Annotated in this window: 11 protein-coding genes; 4 read left to right on the plus strand and 7 right to left on the minus strand. The window is 43.5% G+C overall.

The genetic code is table 11. The features are described 5' to 3' along the window. Positions 1-30 precede the first annotated feature (30 nt). From M5J74_RS11375 to M5J74_RS11405, 7 genes are all read right to left on the minus strand, one after another. Complete coding sequence (locus M5J74_RS11375; protein ID WP_015154221.1) at positions 31-714, minus strand: DJ-1/PfpI family protein; 684 nt, start codon at positions 712-714, stop codon at positions 31-33. A 396-nt stretch (positions 715-1110) separates the two neighbouring features. Then, positions 1111-2640, minus strand: a complete 1530-nt coding sequence (gene malQ / locus M5J74_RS11380; RefSeq protein WP_250016690.1) for a 4-alpha-glucanotransferase — start codon at positions 2638-2640, stop codon at positions 1111-1113. Between the two features lie 800 nt (positions 2641-3440). Further along, positions 3441-4475: an SMP-30/gluconolactonase/LRE family protein gene (locus M5J74_RS11385; RefSeq protein WP_015154223.1), complete on the minus strand. Its 1035-nt coding sequence runs from the start codon at positions 4473-4475 to the stop codon at positions 3441-3443. 134 nt (positions 4476-4609) lie between these two features. Beyond that, positions 4610-5380 (minus strand): glucose 1-dehydrogenase, encoded by a 771-nt coding sequence (locus M5J74_RS11390; protein WP_015154224.1) that lies wholly within the window; start codon positions 5378-5380, stop codon positions 4610-4612. Beyond that, a complete protein-coding gene (locus tag M5J74_RS11395) occupies positions 5377-6213 on the minus strand; it encodes an MIP/aquaporin family protein (RefSeq protein ID WP_015154225.1) in 837 nt (278 codons plus the stop codon). The genes M5J74_RS11390 and M5J74_RS11395 overlap by 4 nt, the downstream gene beginning before the upstream one ends. Positions 6214-6260: 47 nt before the next feature. After that, the gene (locus tag M5J74_RS11400) at positions 6261-8993 is read right to left on the minus strand and encodes a glucosidase (RefSeq protein WP_250016691.1); all 2733 of its coding nucleotides are present in this window, start codon (positions 8991-8993) and stop codon (positions 6261-6263) included. 181 nt (positions 8994-9174) lie between these two features. Continuing rightward, a complete protein-coding gene (locus M5J74_RS11405; protein ID WP_250016692.1) occupies positions 9175-10743 on the minus strand; it encodes a GMC oxidoreductase in 1569 nt (522 codons plus the stop codon). Positions 10744-11759: 1016 nt separating this feature from the next. Between M5J74_RS11405 and glgX the strand changes: the two genes are divergently transcribed. From glgX to M5J74_RS11425, 4 genes are all read left to right on the plus strand, one after another. Beyond that, entirely contained in the window at positions 11760-13877 is a 2118-nt protein-coding gene (gene glgX / locus M5J74_RS11410; RefSeq protein WP_250016693.1) for a glycogen debranching protein GlgX, read from the plus strand. Positions 13878-13914: 37 nt separating this feature from the next. Then, positions 13915-16089, plus strand: coding sequence for an AGE family epimerase/isomerase (locus M5J74_RS11415; protein WP_106167050.1), 2175 nt, complete (start codon positions 13915-13917; stop codon positions 16087-16089). A 210-nt stretch (positions 16090-16299) separates the two neighbouring features. Further along, complete coding sequence (locus tag M5J74_RS11420; protein ID WP_106167057.1) at positions 16300-17961, plus strand: FAD-dependent oxidoreductase; 1662 nt, start codon at positions 16300-16302, stop codon at positions 17959-17961. 2 nt (positions 17962-17963) lie between these two features. Further along, on the plus strand, positions 17964-19430 hold the full coding sequence (locus M5J74_RS11425; RefSeq protein WP_015154232.1) for a sensor histidine kinase: 1467 nt from the start codon (positions 17964-17966) through the stop codon (positions 19428-19430). Positions 19431-19536 lie beyond the last annotated feature (106 nt).

The following is a 19536-nucleotide window of genomic DNA, read 5'->3' on the forward strand; positions in this document are numbered from 1 at the left end:
CTCCTGCATGTGAATTTGTTTTTGAAATAGTTAGCTAGCAGCTCTTGCTCTTGCAAGGGGAGTAGCAGTTTTTTTGGTTGAGAAGAGATTTGTCGCTGAGGAAATTTGTTGGATTCGTTCGGTAATAGCGTCTATAAATGGATATACTTCGTGTCGCGATCGACCAGTAACCAGGTCGTCATCTACAACTACCCCTGTGGGTGAGGGTTCGTAAATTGCACCAGCATTCATGATGTCTGCAAGCACGACCTCATGACAGATCACTCGTCGTTCTTTAAGTAACTCTGGCATTGGTGTTAATATCCACAATCCGTGACAGAGCGCCCCTTTGACAATCTTAGGATTCGCCATAGCTTTAGCATAAAATTGCACTGCTGGCGAAGTGCGAACTTGTTCGCCACCGATTGGTTGACCCTCAGGTGGTTGGAAGAAACGCAGACGCACGCTGGTGTAATTGGCAGACATGATCACAGCCGCGTAGTCGTTAAGATCGACATTTTGAAAATCGATATCCACTTCTATAGTTCGAGGTGTAGCACCTGTATCTTCATCGCTGAAGAAGCGGACGCTTGGTTGACCCCAAAGCCTAGACATTAAATGCACCGTTGCTTTTAGTTCCGAAAAGCGTTGCTGGTACGCTTCAATTTCTTCAGGAATGAATTCACTTTCGAGAAGAACCGCGATTTTCTTACCTCCAAGGGATCTGGGTATCATGTTAGTTAGATGTCCTTGTTTTGTGCTTATTTATTGACTGGATAATTGTAGCGAGATCGAATGTTTAGTAGTTCAATTTCATTTTATCGAGTACAAAGCTCAGAGGAAACGGTTGAATTTTTGTAGTAAGTTCATATTTTTTTTGACTTTGCTTTGTACTGAGCTTCCATAGAAAATCTCTATTTTTTTGTGAAAGATTTACATTTTTAATAGAGACATATTGTCAGAAATACAGCTACTTATTTTTAACCTTAAATGGAGCTGTATTTAATTAATGCCTGCCAAATACCATACCCTTAGAAGTATTTCTATTGGGAAGAGGGGCGAAATATGCTAATAATCCGGCTAACACAAAAAGTATTAAAGTAGCTACGATGGGAAATTTGTGAGGTGTCATTATTTGTAGTCAGAAATTTGAAGAATAGAGGTTCGACCGTAAGTTTCAGCGATCTTTTTGAGGCGATCGCGCAACTGAGGTGTTAAATTAGACTGTTGATATCGCCAACCCCAGTTTCCTACTGCTTTACCAGGAAAATTCATGCGAGAGTTCGTACCCAATCCCAAAATATCTTGAAGGGGGGTAATTGCGCGATCTGCAACAGAGCTTTGCGCCAAGCGAATTAAATCCCAATGAATTTCCTCCGAACTCGTACAACCCAAATAAAACCGGACGGCTGCTCGTGCTTGTTCTGATAACTGGTTAAACCAGCCTACAGTCGTGTCATTGTCGTGAGTACCCGTGTAAACGACACAATTGTGTGAATAACTAAACGGTAAAAAGCGTTTTTCTATTTGCGTGTCGTCGCCAAAGGCAAATTGCAAAATTTTCATCCCAGGAAGTTCAAAGCGATCGCGCAACGCCTCCACCTCGGGTGTAATCGTTCCCAAATCCTCAGCAATAATCGGTAAGTGACCTAGCTTCTCGTTAAGTGCCTTAAAGAAAGCTTCTCCAGGGGCTTCAATCCATTCTCCATTCATGGCAGTGGTTTCGCCTTGTTTCACTGCCCAGAAAGCCTGGAAGCCTCGGAAGTGGTCGATGCGAATTAAGTCTACGTAGTTAAGAATGGATCTAAAGCGTTGCAACCACCACTCGAAGTTCTCCCGCTGTAAATTTTCCCAGTTATAGACTGGGTTGCCCCACAGTTGTCCTGTAGCACTGAAGTAATCTGGTGGTGTTCCTGCCATCAGTGCTGGTTCACCTGTCGCTGGATCTAGGCAAAAATTTTCGGGATGCGCCCAGACATCAGCACTATCATGTGCTACGTAAATAGCAATATCTCCTACAATTTGAATGCTGCGTTGGTTGGCATAACGTTTTAGTTCTGACCATTGTTGAAAAAATTCAAATTGAAGATACTTATAGTAAAAAGTACCCGTACTTAACTGTTGCTGCCATTGTTCGATCGCGGCTGGCTGTCTTCTAGCGATCGCTGGCTCCCAATGATTCCAACTAGCACCTTGGTGAGCATCTTTGAGTGCCATAAATAGAGCGTAGTCATCTAACCAGTAAGCATTGCGATCGCAAAATTCTGAAAACTCCTGTTTTTCAAACGATGTAGCATTTGCTTCAAAGTTCGAGCAAGCTTTTCGCAGCATTGGTATTTTTGTTGAGATCGCTTGCTCAAAGTCTACAGTTTCAGCATTAAACTCAGGTAAATGAGCCAAGTGAGCTTTTTCTAATAAGCCTTTTTTCTCTAATAATTCTGGACTAATCAGCAGTGGATTTCCTGCCATTGCTGAATAAGAGGCGTAAGGAGAATTACCTTTTCCCGCAGGTCCCAATGGTAATATCTGCCATAGTTGCTGTCCGCTATCCGCTAAAAAGTCAATAAAGCGATAAGCCTCTATACCTAAGTCTCCAATGCCAAACTGACTTGGCAAGGAAGTGGGATGCAACAAAACTCCGCTAGCTCGGCTGAAGGACATAATTAACCTCTAGTAGAATATGTTTACTCAGTGGCAAATAGCTTTGTTTTTTGTCACCGATTGACTTAATTTTCCTCTTCGTTAAAAATTGTCAATACACTCGGCTTACAGCGTTTAATCTCGAACTTAAAAAGATTTAAAGATCGCTCATGAGAGATTCTTCTCAGTATGAAATCGCGATCTACTCTGCGAGAATACTGCGCGGATGAGAGCGTTTGCGTTTAGCAAGAGTAAGCTTTGCGCGATCCCAAATCAGCTCTATGCAAGAAATCTAATGTAAGATTATCAACCAGACAGCATAGTTACAATGATTTAAGTTTCGGGGCAAGGTTGTCTTCTTTAGATTTTATTTATAAAGTCTCTATATAGCAATCTAAATTAAATTGTGAACGTTTTCTGTTTAGAGGCGTTACATGTAGAGACGTTACATGTAACGTCTCTACACGGTTTCTATAAACAAAAAGATCTGATTTTATAAATTTATAGTTTGGCTTTAAGTTTTATATTTATCAACAAAAACCGTTCGAGTTAAGCGCTTAAAAATATGTGAAATCAGACTTCTTGTTTTTAGTCTTATGTAAGTTTTTTATATATTAAATCGATCTCCTAGTCAAACTAAATTTAAAATAAATGGCATTTATGATTGAATATCTTTTAGCTAGCAAGCTCGCTCAAAAATGGATAAATGAGCTAGGAGAGAAACTGTTTTATTCGTCCTCAACCGAATAGAATGAAGTAGTGCGATCGCATATTTTGACTTAGAAAAGCTGACTTAAAACTTATTTATAGCATTTAGAGCTTCAGTCATTTTTCTGAGTCGTAGTAATTGCTGGTTGACGAGGACGGATATCTAACCCCTGCACGCCTAGATCTAGGCGAAAAATACCTCCTTGACCTGCTTCTGTTTCAACACCACCAGTCACGAAAAGACTTTTTAAATTCGCTCCACCAAAAGCGCAATTACTAGTAGTCAGATTACCGCTCGCATACCGACGAATTAACTGCCCGCTGGAGTTCAGTACTTCTACATGGCGCGTACCATAGTGAGCTATATAGAGATTTCCCGCAGCATCCAAGCATAAACCATCAGGCTTGTTATCGATTTCCCCTGGTTGTTTGACTGGTAAAGCAAATACTTTTTTTTCCCCCAGCTTTCCTGGCGCTAGCACATTGTAGACAGCTACTATATTTTTATTACTTTCACTGACAAAAAGACGTTGACGATCTGGGGTGAGGACAATTCCATTTGCAAAAGCAAGTCCGCTAGCCACCTGGTTGAGTTGACTTGCGGCATTGACGTAGTAGACTGCACCATTGGGATTCTGAGGATTTGAGTCGCCAGAGTCGGTGAAATAAAAACCTCCTTGCGGATCGACAGTGATGTCATTGGGATATATTAATGGTTTGCCGTTAAACCGATCGGCAATTATTTTTAAGGGATTGCCATTAGCATCCAACTGTAGCACCGAATTTTTGGCAGCAACAATATGAGAACCATCGGGCAGAATTTTGTGTCCGTTAACTCCTTGAACCTTAGCCCAAATTCGACTAGAGCCATCAGGCGATACAATCGTAATCGTTCCTGCTTTAGTTTGGGAAAAGTAGAAATTGCCCTGGCGATCGAAAACAATTCCCTCACTATATTTGTCACTTTGCAGGACTTTTTCTGGTGAGATAGTATGCGCTGCTGGTAATGTTTCTTGTGGAGGAGTGACTATAGAGCGATCGGACACAAGATTCACATGCTCGGACACGGTAGATGGAGTGTCTAGCTTGGTATGACTGCAAGAAACCAACACTGTAGAGCTAAACAAGAGTGCAATTATTTTCCGCATGGTAAAAAATGTATGTAAGATGTACTTGTTTGTGTTGTGAACCTCGCTCCGATCTACAAATTCCGTTATGCTTTATCTAAATGCGATGGGAGCGAGGGTAAACGCGATCGCCTCTTTTGGCAATACACAGCGATTTACTGCTCGTGATAGTTCCACAGCAGTCCACCATCAACAAAAAAGGTAGAACCAGTGATGTAGTCGGCATCAGATGAAGCTAAAAAAGCAACCACAGGTCCAATATCTTCTGGTTTCCCTAAACGCCCTAAAGGAATATTTTGTAATAACGCTCCTAGCTTTTGGGGGTCATTTAAAAGATTAGTATTGATGGGAGTCTCAATTGCTCCTGGGGCTACATTGTTAATTGTAATTCCCAGCGAACCTAGTTCGACTGCCAAGTTTCGCATAACCATCTTTAACCCACCCTTGCTGGCACAGTAGGGCGTGAAATGCGGAAAAGGCAGTTCTTCATGCACGGAACTAATATTGATAATTTTGCCTTTGCGTTTAGTTTCAATCAAATGTTGCACGATCGCCTGTGTAGCGAAAAACGCACCTTTTAAGTTAACATTCAGCACTGCGTCATAATTAGCTTCGGTAACGTCCCAGAAATCAGTGTTCTTACCATCAACTCCAGCATTATTCACCAAAATATCCAGTTGACCAAAATATTGAATGCTTTCAGTAACTAATCTGCGAACATCACTAACTACTCCCAAGTCTGCCTGAACGATATAACCTTTACGTCCAGTTGCTTCTACTTGTTTTAACGTAGCTTCTGCGCCTTCTGGATGAGAGCGATAGTCAATGACCACATTTGCTCCTTCCTTGGCAAGGCGGACGGCGATCGCGCTGCCAATCCCCTGACTGCTACCAGTCACGAGTGCAACTTTACCTTCAAGTTTCATAACTTTCTCCTTGTTGTCCGAAAAACATCAACTTTAGTGGGGCTGCAATAACCGCAGTTAGCATGGTGACAGGGAATGTCTGATGCGTGAAAAAGCTTGCTACAGTAGGATTTTCCAGTACCAATAATCCCCTGTCGGTACAGGAGTGCAGCTAAAGCAGCCCCAAGAGGTGGAGCAATCCAGTAAATCCATTGATCCTGCCAAATCGAAATCAGGGCAGCTGGAGCAAAAGAGCGGGCTGGATTCAGACTAGTGCCAGTCAGTGGCGATTCGGTAGATACCAGAAAAGCAACTAGCGCCCCGGCGATCGCACCAGTCCAAGGCATAATGGACGAGTTAACTGAGATTAAAATTGTCAACATCAGCAAAAATGTAATGCCAACTTCAATCCCAAAACCCATGACTGGCGATACTCCTTTCCCCAACAGAGTCGCACCCAGATGAACGCTGCGAGCAAAGTCAGACCATAATACGAGTACTAAGGCAGCACCGATCGCAGCACCAATAACCTGCGCAAAAGCGTATGCTACGGCATCGCGGGTAGAGATTTTTTTCATCAGCCAGAAGCCCAAAGTGACTGAGGGATTGAGATGTCCTCCAGAGCGTTTGCCTAATGGCGAGTAAGCGATCGCTGTTCCTCCCCCAGCAAAACATAAAGCTGTGAGACATAAGCGCACATTAGGGTTGGGGATTAACTTGACGATTGGGGATTCTGGGCTAAAATTCCAGCAAACCCAAGAGAGACCGTTGAATATCATTAACATTGTGCCTACCAGTTCTGCGACGTAAGCAGGGATAGCACTGGGTCTGCTACTGGCAATCCTACGTTTCATCTCAGGTTCCTCAACTCGTTAAGTTATAGATTGGGCAATGCTTTCAGTCACGAAACTGTTAAAGGTTGGGCTTGTGCTTCTGGGCATTTAGAGTTGCTCGTGCGGCGATCGCGATATTCTCCACACTGTTGAATCAGTTTGGCGACTAATCCCGTCCAGCCAGTTTGATGACTAGCACCAATTCCCGCACCGATGTCGCCATGAAAGTATTCGTGAAACAAAATTAGGTCGTGCCAGTGAGGATCGGTTTGGAACTTTTCAATCCCACCGTAGACGGGTCGTTTGTGAGACGAATCTTCCAGAAAAATTTGCACTAGCCTTTGTGACAATTCAAATGCAACTTCCCAAAGTGTCATCATGCGACCGGAGCCAGTAGGACACTCTACTTTAAAGTCATCTCCAAAGTAGTGATGGAACTTTTGCAGCGACTCAATAATTAAGTAGTTGACGGGAAACCAAACTGGACCGCGCCAGTTAGAATTCCCGCCAAACATACCAGTGCTAGATTCTGCTGGCTCGTAGTCCACGCGATACTGATATCCATTGGTTTCAAAAACGTAGGGATGAGACTCATGAAATTTGGAAACTGCACGAATACCGTAGGGACTTAAAAATTCGCTTTCATCCAAAATTCTTTTCAGAATGCGCTGGAGTTTTTCACGATAGGCGATCGCCAACAGTCTTCTTGCCCCTACTCCGGGTGATTCCATGCAAGCAACATTTTGGCGTAGATCTGGGCGATTTCTAATAAACCATTCCATCCGTCGTTTGAAACCAGGGAGACGCTGCAACATTTCTGGTTCCAAGGTTTGAACGGCAAATAGCGGAATGAGTCCTACCATCGAACGTACTTTTAACGGCAACCGATCGCCATTAGGTAGATGCAATGCATCATAATAAAATCCATCAACTTCATCCCAAAGGGATATTTCCGTCTTACCAATGCCATCTATTGCATCAGCAATGTAGAGAAAATGTTCAAAAAATTTGCTGGCAATATCTTCATAGGTAGAGTCTACTTTTGCTAGTTCCAGAGCGATCGCCAGCATATTCAGGCAATACATCCCCATCCAGCTCGTGCCATCTGCTTGATTGATATGTCCACCCGTGGGAAGTTCGGCGCTTCTGTCAAAGACACCAATATTATCTAATCCCAAAAAGCCACCCTGAAAGACGTTATTGCCTTCAGCATCTTTCCGATTCACCCACCACGTAAAATTCAGTAATAATTTTTGAAACACCCGCTCTAGAAAATTCGTGTCGGCACGACCGTACATTTTACGTTCAATCTGATACACGCGCATGGTAGCCCAAGCGTGAACGGGTGGATTTACATCACTAAAAGCCCATTCATAAGCTGGTAGCTGACCGTTAGGGTGCATGTACCATTCCCGCGTCAAGCGACTCAACTGACGCTTGGCAAAGTCTGGATCGATCGCCGCTAGTGGAATCACGTGAAAAGCTAAATCCCAAGCGGCAAACCAAGGATATTCCCACTTGTCTGGCATCGAAAGAATGTCATCGTTAAATAGATGAATCCACTCACGGTTTCTGCCATGCCGTCGTTCGGCTGGTGGTGACGGATTTTGGGGATCGCCCTTCAGCCACTCATGGACGACATAGTAATAATACTGTTTGCTCCATAACATACCTGCAAACGCCTGTCGCTGGACGTTGCGTTCATCTTCTGAAATGGAGAATGGACAAATTCGATGATAAAATTCATCTGCTTCCGAAAGCCGAGTTTGCAAAATTTCGTCAAATTGAGTATCAAAAGGCTGAATTAAACTCGGCGAATCGCTTAGGCGTAGCCGCACAGTTTTGGTTTCGCCTGCTCCAATTAACAATGCGTAATGAGCCGCACTTTTAGTGCCAATTCGATTTGGGTTGACTGCTGCTTTTCGACCTTCTACTATGTAATCGTTGATTCCATCTTTGACGTAGGGAGAAACATTGCTAGTTCCAAATAATTTCTCAAAGTTAGTTTCATTATTTGTAAATAGCAGTTCTGTTTCTCCGTCACAATACAGCCATCTATCTCCCAATGTTGGATGGATAGCTTCAATAATACTGAAATCGGACTCGGATTTAACGGCTTTGAGAATCGGTTGTTCTTGGTGAGAATCCCAAGACCAAGTATTCCGAAACCAGAGTGTAGGCAATAGATGTAGAGTTTTTGCTTCCGCTCCTCTATTAATGATACTGACTTGAATCAGAATATCTTCTGGTGAATTTTTAGCATACTCAATGAAAACATCAAAGTAGCGATCGCCTGCAAATATGCCTGTGTCGAGCAATTCAAACTCTAAATCCTGACGACTTCGGCGTTGATTTTCTTCAACAAGTTGCTGATAAGGGAAAGCCTGTTGAGGATATTTGTACAGGCATTTCATATAGGAGTGCGTGGGGGTGTTATCCAAATAAAAGTAATATTCTTTGACATCTTCCCCATGATTGCCTTGATTTCCCGTGAGACCAAACATTCTCTCTTTAAGAATGGTATCCTCTCCGTTCCACAAGGCGATCGCAAAACAAAGGCGTTGGTGGTTATCAGAAATCCCAGCAATTCCATCTTCTCCCCAGCGATAAGCGCGAGAACGGGCGCGATCGTGAGGAAAGTAATCCCAGGCTTCCCCAGTCGCACTATAGTCTTCTCGCACGGTTCCCCACTGTCGTTCGCTCAAATAAGGTCCCCAACGCTGCCAGTGAGCGGTGCGTGAAGCGGAGCTATCCCGAAGGGAATCGCGAACTTGTTGCAATCTTGCTTCTTCTCGGGTCATATCTTTCCTGCCTCAATACTAGAGTTAATATTCATTGGCTAGCGATGACAATCTAGACGGCAACTACAGAATGCAAAACTATAGCGGTTTTCAATTGGATGCAATACATGTCTGGTAGGGGCGCTTTCTCGCTCGCGCCCCTACAAATGTCATCCGCACAATCGAGAATTGCTATCGTAAACTATCCAAGATCTTCAGCAATGATTTTTTCTATATTGCGTTCTGCTAAAGCCGCAATAGTAAAGGAAGGATTTGTGATAGCTGTATAGCCAGGAATCATGGCTCCATCCATGACATAAAGACGTTTATACCCAGCGACGCGCCCGTAGCGATCGCAGGCTTTTCCTAGTGTTGCTCCTCCCAGAGGATGCCCAGAGATGGAATTGATAAATTCTGACGTGGGATTACTGGTAGAGGTCGTATTTTTCTCGTCAAGGATTTGAGCAGTTAACTTGACAGCATCTAATTGAGCATTGTCTTGAGTCCAGTTCAAGCGGACAGAATCAGTAGATGCGTTATATGTAAATGTCCCTGTTTGTCGAGGTATACCTAAAGCGAGTAACTGTAGCGTACCATCAGCTGCATTTGCATCTGGAATATCCTCAAGAACAGTTGCACCAAGAGGGTTATCTAGGTGTTCCAAAACTACACATGCTGGTCCTCCCTTACCAGATACAGACGGCGATAAGTTGCTACGAGTTACAATCGCATCTCCATTACCTCCCCAATGTTTGCCAACTTCATCGTTTAATTTTGGTAATAAGCCCGTTGCTTTAGATCTAACTAAAAGCTTGGAAGTTCCAATAGAACCAGCTGCTAAAAATAAATAGCGACAGGTGAAAGACTTCTGAGCAACGACTGCTCCTGATGTGTCAATTTGAGTACATAAAACTCTGTATCCATATTCAGGTACTTCAGTAATATCTGTAGCTAGATGTAATGTTAAAACATCTAATAATCCAGTTTGCTCTGCCTGAAATAGGTAGTTACGATCCAGGCTATTTTTAGCCCCACTGTTAATGCCGTACCAGTGATTACCTAGAATTGCAGAAGGTATCTTTGTTCCTTCTATTTCTTGGCGAATTATATTCCAATCTACTGCAAGATTATATGGATATGTAGCAAAGCCTGCTCTATTTCCTTGTTCGATTAATAACCTAGCGCGATCGTAGTAAGGACTTGCCAAAATATCATCAGGAATGCTTGCGGGTTGTAGGAGCGATCGCACGCGCGGATAATAAACTGCATCCAATTCATCATAGTCCACAACATCAGGAGAAAAAATACCGCTGAAGATTTCGCGCCTGGGTTGGTAAGTAATCGCGTTATAAACTAACGATCCACCTCCAAAGCCAGCCCCATGCAAGATATTAATTCCATTTTCCTGAGAAAAGTCTAGCACTCCTGTAAACGGATCGACGGGAACTCCATTCCATGTCGTATTACTTAACCAGGCAGCTCGACCATCTATTTGTTGAAAAGTAGCAAAAGTATTTCCATCATCTCTGATAGGCCAGCGGATTCCTCGCTCTATCATCAATGTTCTAATCCCAGCTTGTGTCAAGCGCAGAGCCGTAATCGCTCCGCCAAAACCGCTACCAAGGACTAGAGCTTCTACAGCTTCATCTGGAACATTTCGATCTTGGGCGCTCGCGCGATAAATACTAGCTAGGGGACTTAGGGCAGCACTAGCAGAAATAAGTGCAGTAGTTTGCAGAAAGCGACGACGGCTGCGAAACCTATTCTTCATATTTTCTCAATTTATGACGATCGAGTTATAAGATTTCTAAGCAAAGCGGCTAGCGATCTCAAAGTTAACAATTTCTGTTTTGAGGAAAGTAACAACGTTGACTAGGCTTTCAATCCATGTATTTTCTATAACTACCAACATCAATTTTTTAACTCGTTCAAAGATATATAGCCTTTGCTTTTGTTTGCCAAGGCATTTTTTTTAGCCAGACACACTAAAAATCCTAAACTCATCCGAAGTATATTTATCAATTTTTTTTTAGAGAAGAGACAAAAATTAGAATTAAGTTTGTATTATTTTGATTTCAATACTCAATATTTTATTTAATATTTCCTTAAGGTTTGACGACAAAATCCCTCATAACTATATTTAACTAGATAACATATGTAAAAATATAAAAATGTATCAAATAACTGAAGCTTAATCTTGTATTTCAAATAGAAATGTTTAAACAACTTTGACTCGATCGCGATCGTTTTAATTTTAAATTTTTAAAAATCAAGTTATTTGTCAAATTCTACATCAATATTTTTCAAGATATTTTATAATTCACGTTGATTTTAACCAGTCATTAAGCTTGTTAGCAGATGCTTATAAAAAAATAGCTTTTATAACGTTAATAACCTAAGACTGAGTGGTTCCTAAAGAATGCAAACTAGCTCCGAAAGTTCAACCATTGTGTTCTTACTTCATGTTACATAAGCTTTTCAGTATCAAACATCGGCTAAAACTCAATAGTCTTTTGCACAACGCTTAAGTATCGTGCCAAGATGCCGAAGCTTGAGCAAGCAAGCGATCGAAACTGAATTTATCGAGAACAAAGCAATACCCGATCGTCCATTTTTTTTGTTTTTTCTTGCTATACGACTAACAAAAAACTTCAGGCTAATCTAATGAAGTTAGGTCAAATGAATACTGCGTCAGAAGTGGTTTTTGCAAATTTTCAGGTTTTTTACTGAACCTTCAATTACTGAACAGAATCAGTAAATGTCGTAAAAAAATAGTCAGGAAGAATAATGATTCTAACTACAGCTACACAGCAATTTGAGCTAGCGAAGACTAAGTATCAATTGGAGCCAGGATGCCAACATCCCCTGGGTGCAACACCAAATTCTGAAGGAGTCAATTTTGCGATCTTTTCAGAACATGCCACATCTGTAGAACTTTTGCTATTTGAGAACCATGACGATCTTGAACCTGCACAGATTATTCAATTAGATCCCAGGATAAATAAAACTTTCCACTTTTGGCATGTCTATGTTAGGGGGTTGAAATCTTGCACTTACTACGCTTATCGAGTTAGTGGATCTCAGGACATACAAGCAGGACATCGCTTTAATGAAAATAAGGTATTGCTCGATCCATACGCGAAGGGAAATACAAATACGCTTTGGAACCGCGTTGATGCTATAGGGACAAAAGATAATATAGCTACCTCAATGCGTAGCGTAGTCGTTGATATATCGGATTATGACTGGGAAGGCGATCGCCCCCTTAACCGACCCATGAGTGAGACGATCGTGTATGAGCTTCATGTTGCAGGATTTACTAAGTCCCCCTCCTCAGGCTGTCAACACTGCGGTACTTTCTCTGGAATTGTCGAGAAGATTCCTTATCTAAAAGAGTTGGGGATCACGGCTGTTGAACTGATGCCAATTTTTGACTTTGATGAAAAGAACATTTTTCGGGAGGTTGACGGTAAGCCACTAAGAGACTATTGGGGATACAATCCACATAGCTACTTTGCACCTGAAGGTTCATATTGTACCTCGCCAGAAATAGGGAGCCAGATCCGAGAGTTTCGAGATCTGGTTAAGGCACTGCACAAAGCAGGGATTGAGGTGATCTTGGATGTAGTTTTTAACCACACGGACGAGGGCAACCATGACGGTCCTACGATTAACTTTAAAGGGCTGGACAATAGCATTTACTATCACCTAGTACCATTCAACAAGTATTACTACATGGACTATTCTGGGTGCGGAAATACTGTTAACTGTAACCATCCTATGGTGGAAAAGTTAATTGTAGATTGCCTAGAATTTTGGGTGAAGGAAATGCACGTTGATGGTTTCCGATTTGACGAAGGCTCTATTCTCGCCAGAGGTCAAGATGGAGTACCTTTAATTCATCCACCAGTCATATGGCACATAGAAACATCTGAAATTTTAGCCGATACCAAAATTATTGCAGAAGCATGGGATGCTGCTGGGCTTTATCAAATTGGCTACTTCCCTGGTTATCGATGGGCAGAATGGAATGGACGCTACCGAGATGATATCCGACGCTTTGTCAAGGGAGATTCAGGATTAGCAGGATCTGCTGCTTGGCGAATTGCTGGTAGCGCCGATCTCTATCAAGCTAGTGGGCATCTACCTATTAATAGCGTTAATTTCATCACTTGCCATGATGGGTTCACTCTCAGCGATTTGGTTTCCTACAACGATAAACACAATGAAGCTAATGGCGAAGGTAATCGCGATGGCATTAATGATAATTTGAGCTGGAATTGTGGTGTTGAAGGGGAGACTGAAGATAGAGAAATTGATGCATTGCGTCGGCGACAGATTAAAAACTTTGCAGCTATTCTTCTGTTGTCGCAGGGCGTACCGATGATTGTGGCTGGCGATGAAGTCAGACGTACTCAACAAGGCAATAATAATGCCTACTGCCAGGATAGTGAGATTAGTTGGTTTGACTGGAGTTTGGTAGAGAAGAATGCTGATATATTCAGATTCTTTAAGCTGGCGATCGAGTTCCGCAAATGCTATTGTCAATCTGCCTTACGCCGTTCCCAGTTCTTCAGTGGCGATGTCAACGAGCGTGGTTTAGCAGATATGTCTTGGCACGGCACAAAGTTGTTTAATCCAGGATGGTACGATCCTCATTCTAGAGTTCTTGCCTTGACTTTAGGCGGTTTTGAAGGAGAAGCAGATATTCATATCATGTTCAATATGTACTGGGATGCTTTAGAATTTGAAACTCCCTTAATTCAGGGTAGGAATTGGTACAAAGTCATTGATACTGCGGAACCTTCCCCGATGGACATCATGGAGTCAGGGAAAGAAATCTTGGTTTCAGGCAATGTTTGCCCTGTCAAAGAGCGTAGTGTAGTTGTTCTCATTTCCAAATAGTTAGTCAAGCATTAATTTCCACGCAGGGAGATCTTCAATGAGTAACATGGGTTTTTCATTTTCGGACTCGATCGCAGGATACGTAACAGAAGTTGACTTAAGCAGAAATACTTTCAACCTGAAAACTTCTGATGGTAGAAATTTTGAGATTGCATTAACCTCAACAACTTACGCAGAAATGGTTCGCAATCTGGGAGAACCGTATTATGACTGTACTAGCCAAATGCAGTCAATGCTTGTTCCCGATCGCTATCTTTTTGCCTATGGCATCTTTTATCCTGAAGCAGATCGAAACAAGATTGAAGCCAAACACATAGTCTTTTTGGGTCGGACAGAAAACGAGTATCTGTTTGAAAGACCGGACTGGTGGGTAAAACAGATTAGTAATCTTGCCAATTTTTATCTGAAAGCACAGTTTGAAGATGGCGAAATTGACTATCGGAAATACCGCACTGGAATCGGTTTAGTGGGTTCCAAAGAAGATTCCAATCGTCAAGAAACTGATACCATTTCTCGCTTAGTTTACGGTTTCGCCACAGCATACATGATGACTGGCGACGATCGCTACATAGAAGCAGCGGAAAAAGGTACTGAATATCTGCGCGAACACATGCGTTTTCTCGATGAGGGCGAAGAAATTTGCTACTGGTATCATGGTGTTGATGTGAAGCCAGATGGTAGCGAGCAGAAAATATTTGCCTCAGAATTTGGGGATGATTATGATGCACTGCCAGCATACGAGCAAATTTATGCCTTGGCTGGTCCTACCCAAACTTATCGGGTGACAGGCGATCCGCGCATCATGAAAGACATTGAATTAACTGTCAATTTATTTAACCGCTATCTCTTAGACAAAACAGATAAAGGCGGCTTTTTCTCTCACATCGATCCCATTACCCTCAGCCCTTATGCCGAGTCTTTAGGGAGAAACCGCGCGAAAAAGAACTGGAACTCAGTTGGCGACCATGCCCCAGCCTATTTGATCAACCTTTGGTTAGCAACTGGCGAAGACAAATACGCCGACTTCCTTGAGTATACGTTTGACACCATTGAGAAACGTTTCCCAGATTTCGACAATAGCCCATTTGTGCAGGAACGTTTCTATGAAGATTGGAGCTACGACACGACGTGGGGTTGGCAGCAGAACCGAGCAGTGGTGGGTCATAACCTCAAAATTGCTTGGAATCTGATGCGCATGAACCACTTGAAACCAAAAGAAAGGTATACCACTTTAGCCGAAGAAATTGCCGAGATTATGCCAGATGTTGGTAGCGATCGCCAGCGTGGAGGCTGGTACGATGTCGTAGAACGCAGTTTGGAACCAGGACAAGAAGTACACCGCTTTGTCTGGCACGACCGCAAGGCTTGGTGGCAGCAAGAGCAAGCGATTCTAGCTTACTTAATCCTGGCTGGTTCGCTTGGTAATACTGAGTATCGACGCTTAGCACGGGAGTCAGCAGCTTTCTATAATGCTTGGTTCCTCGACAACCAGTCTGGTGGTGTCTACTTTAATGTCTTGGCAAACGGAATTCCTTATCTAATGGGTACTGAGCGTGGCAAAGGTAGCCATTCGATGAGCGGCTACCACTCGTTTGAGTTAGCTTACTTGGCGGCGGTTTACACAAATCTGCTAATTACAAAACAGCCAATGAACTTGTACTTTAAGCCCAGACCGGGAGCATTTAAAGACAACCTTCTGCGAGTTACACCGGATATTCTGCCACCAGGTAGCGTGCGGATTGGTGAAGTATGGATTGACGATCGACCGTATACTGATTTTGATGCCGATAAACTGACTGTCAAACTGCCTGATACTCGCGATTCAGTGAGAGTCAGAGTTAGAATTCTACCAATTCAGGTTTTCTTTGATGCCGCTTTACTGGAAGTCGCTGATGGGACTGCCAAGATTTCATTAACTGGCTTACTAGATGTAAATGCAATACCAATTCTGGAAGCAGAGTTAGAAAAGGTACAAACACAGCCACTCAAACGCCTCGTCTTTCTGTTACAAGACTTAAAGTGTATCTCTAGTGCTGGACTGCGTTTTCTGATTTTCACAAAGCAAAAGCTAGGTTCTGACGTTCAAATTCATATAGTTGGCGCACAGGAAAATGTGCAGAATTACCTCAAGATGAGTTCATTCTGTCAAGGCATTACTGTGTCCGATCGGTATGATGTGACTGAAACAGCCAACGTGTATTTAGTTCCCTAAGAATCACTACCCATCTGTAGGACGAAAAACCCTGACACCAAATAATTGCTGAGTTAGTGCTTAGTGTTTGGTAAACCAGATTTTGCACGTGTTTTCCTGCCTGTTGTCATACCATTACTACACTGTGTGGGAACATTTGACCAAGCAGGGACACTTGCATCGAAAATTTCGCTGCTGGTCGTAACGCGACTAGGTTATGAAGGAGTAACTGTGGCTAATCCTGTTCTGTTAACTTTAGACGACGATCCAGGAGTTTTGCGAGTCATTGAGCGCGATCTCCGACGGGAGTATGGTAGCCGATTTCGAGTCATGCGATCGGAATCGGGTTTAACAGCTCTGAAGGCACTGCAACAAGTTAAGTTACGCAGGGAAATGGTGGCACTATTCTTGGTAGATCAGCGGATGCCAGAGATCGCAGGGGTAGAGTTTCTCGAACAGGCGATGGAACTCTTTCCAGATGCAAAGCGGGTCTTGCTAACTGCATATGCGGATACCGATGCTGCCATCCGCGCCATCAACACAGCAAAGATTGATTACTACCTTCTCAAGCCGTGGGACCCGCCACATGAAAAACTATATCCCGTGCTGGACGATTTACTAGATGATTGGATTTCGTCTTGTCGTCCGCCCTTTGAAGGTTTGCGAATTGTTGATTCGCGTTGGTCGCCCCATCTGCATCAAATCAAAGATTTTTTGGCTCGCAATCATGTGCCTTATCAATGGCTGGACATTGAGGTAGAAGCAGAGGCACACCAATGGACTAACTACACCGAATCTGGTGCTGCAAATTTACCACTGGTATTATTTCCTGATGGTTCTCACTTAATACAACCGACAAATACGCAAATTGCCCAGAAACTCGGATTGCGAACCCATGCCCAAATGCCATTCTACGACTTAGCGATCGTCGGTGCTGGTCCAGCGGGTTTAGCAGCAGCAGTCTACGGAGCGTCTGAGGGATTGCGAACCGTGTTAATTGAAAAAGAAGCCCCAGGCGGGCAAGCAGGAACGAGTTCTCGGATTGAGAACTACTTGGGCTTTCCCGTTGGACTGAGTGGAGCGGATCTAGCCAGACGTGCAGTAACTCAAGCCAAACGGTTCGGCGTGGAGATTCTCTCGCCACAAGAGGTGACTGGTGTTCGAGTCGCCGATCCCTATCGTATTTTGACACTGAGCGATGGCACAGAGGTTTGCTGTCATGCAATGCTTATTGCTACTGGTATCTCGTATCGCAGACTTGATATACCTGGAATTGATAATCTGATCGGAGCTGGCGTATATACTGGGGCAGCAATGACTGAAGCACTCTCTTGCTTAAATCAAGAGATTTACATCGTTGGCGGGGCTAACTCAGCTGGACAAGCAGCAGTCTATCTTGCTAAATACGCCAGTCGTGTCAGAATGCTGGTGCGCGGCGATTCTCTCGCTAAAAGCATGTCCCAATATTTAATAGAGCAGATCTCAGCGACAGAGAACATTGAAGTTAGAGTACACTCTAGCATTGCCCAGGTTCATGGTGAAAACTGCCTAGAAGCAGTTACGATTGCTGATGCCCAGACAGGCGAAAAGCGAACTGTTCCGACAAACTTACTCTTTGTCATGATTGGTGCTAAACCACGTACAGATTGGTTAGATGGCATCGTGGCAAGAGACGAACAAGGATTTATCTTGACCGGAGCAAGTTTAAACCGTAATGGATGCTGCAACAAAGGATGGATGCTCGATCGCGAGCCTTTTCTGCTCGAAAGTAGCGTACCTGGGATATTTGTGGCTGGAGATGTGCGCCACGGTTCGGTGAAGCGCATTGCTTCAGGGGTAGGAGAAGGTTCGATTGCCGTTCAGTTTATTCATCAGTACCTTAGTAAGATGTAATTATGCTTGAAGCTTTAAGGCAAACAGCGCTCTTTGCAGAACTCACAGACGAGCAATTGCAATGGTTAGCCGAACACGGTAGCCTGATTCAGCTAGCCGCTGGAGAGTATCTAGCGCTTGAAGGAGAGCCGCCGAAAAATTTTTACGTGCTTGCAGAAGGCGAAATACAGCTGACAAAGAAGGTTGGTGATATAGAAAGGCATATGATGACCTTTGGACCAGGAACGTATACAGGTCACGAGTTAATTTTATTAGATATGCCTTACTTTGCTAGCGGACGAGCTACAAAAGCAAGTCGCGTGTTGAAATGGGACACACATGCTTTCTGGCAAATGCTAACCAGATGTCCTTCGATTACACGGGATCTGCTGGTCATAACAGCCCAGCGGACACAAATCTTGGAAACAACATCACGACACCACGAAAAGCTACTTGCACTAGGTACTATGGCAGCTGGTCTTGCCCACGAACTTAACAATCCAGCAGCAGCAGTCAGTCGAGGTGCGAAGCACATGCACGAATTATTTCAAGAATTGCTCTTGCTAGCACTCAGTCTGAACCAGCAGCAGATGACAAGCACGCAAATGACTTTTCTGGCAAACATTTTGCAAGACGCGATCGCGCGCGCCGCAACACCACTACAGTTAGATCCGCTCGTGCAGAGCGATCGGGAAGATGAGATCGCCATCTGGCTTGAGGCAAACGGCGTTGAAGATAGTTGGAATCTCGCCCCTACCCTGGCAGTAGCAGGACTGGATACAGAATGGCTAGATGTTGTCATAGAACATGTGCCTACTCAATCCTTGGGCAAAGTACTGACCTGGATTGAAGCAACTCTAACTGGGTTGGGGTTGTTAGACGAAATTGAGCAAAGCGCGGGACGCATTTCTGAGCTAGTGAAAGCAGTCAAAGAGTATTCCTATATGGATCGAGCGCCAATGCAGGATTTAGACGTACACCAGGGAATTGAAAGTACGTTAATTATGCTAGGTCACAAACTTAAGGGTGGTGTAACTGTGTCGCGCAAGTACGATCGCAGCCTGCCTACTATTTGCGCCTATGGAAGTGAGTTGAACCAAGTTTGGACTAACTTGATTGACAATGCGATCGATGCAATGGACGGACGCGGACAAATCTGGATTCGTACAGCGTTAGACAATAATGATTTGCTCGTAGAGATTGCTGACAATGGACCAGGCATTCCGCCAGACATTCAAGGGCGTATCTTCGAGCCATTTTTTACCACTAAGGGTGTGGGTCAAGGAACCGGCTTAGGTTTGGTGATTAGCTATCGAATTATTGAGAAACATAGAGGCGACATCCGCTTTCATTCTGAGCCAGGCAACACTTGCTTTCACATTCGCCTGCCGATCGCTCCGTGTCAAGTGCAAAATCGTCAGGAAAACTCAAGTACTCAACTTTCAAGTACTCAACTTTCATCAATCTTAGTGGGTGGCGAGCTATGCTAAAAAGGGCATTGCTCACAAGTTAAGGTTGCCAAAGATTTGTCAAGAGGCAGGCAAAGATAGTGTAAAACTCATAGCAGATAAGCTATAGAGGGATGAAGCCGTGAGC

This window comes from Chroococcidiopsis sp. CCNUC1, assembly GCF_023546805.1.
Taxonomy (GTDB): Bacteria; Cyanobacteriota; Cyanobacteriia; order Cyanobacteriales; family Chroococcidiopsidaceae; genus Chroococcidiopsis; species Chroococcidiopsis thermalis.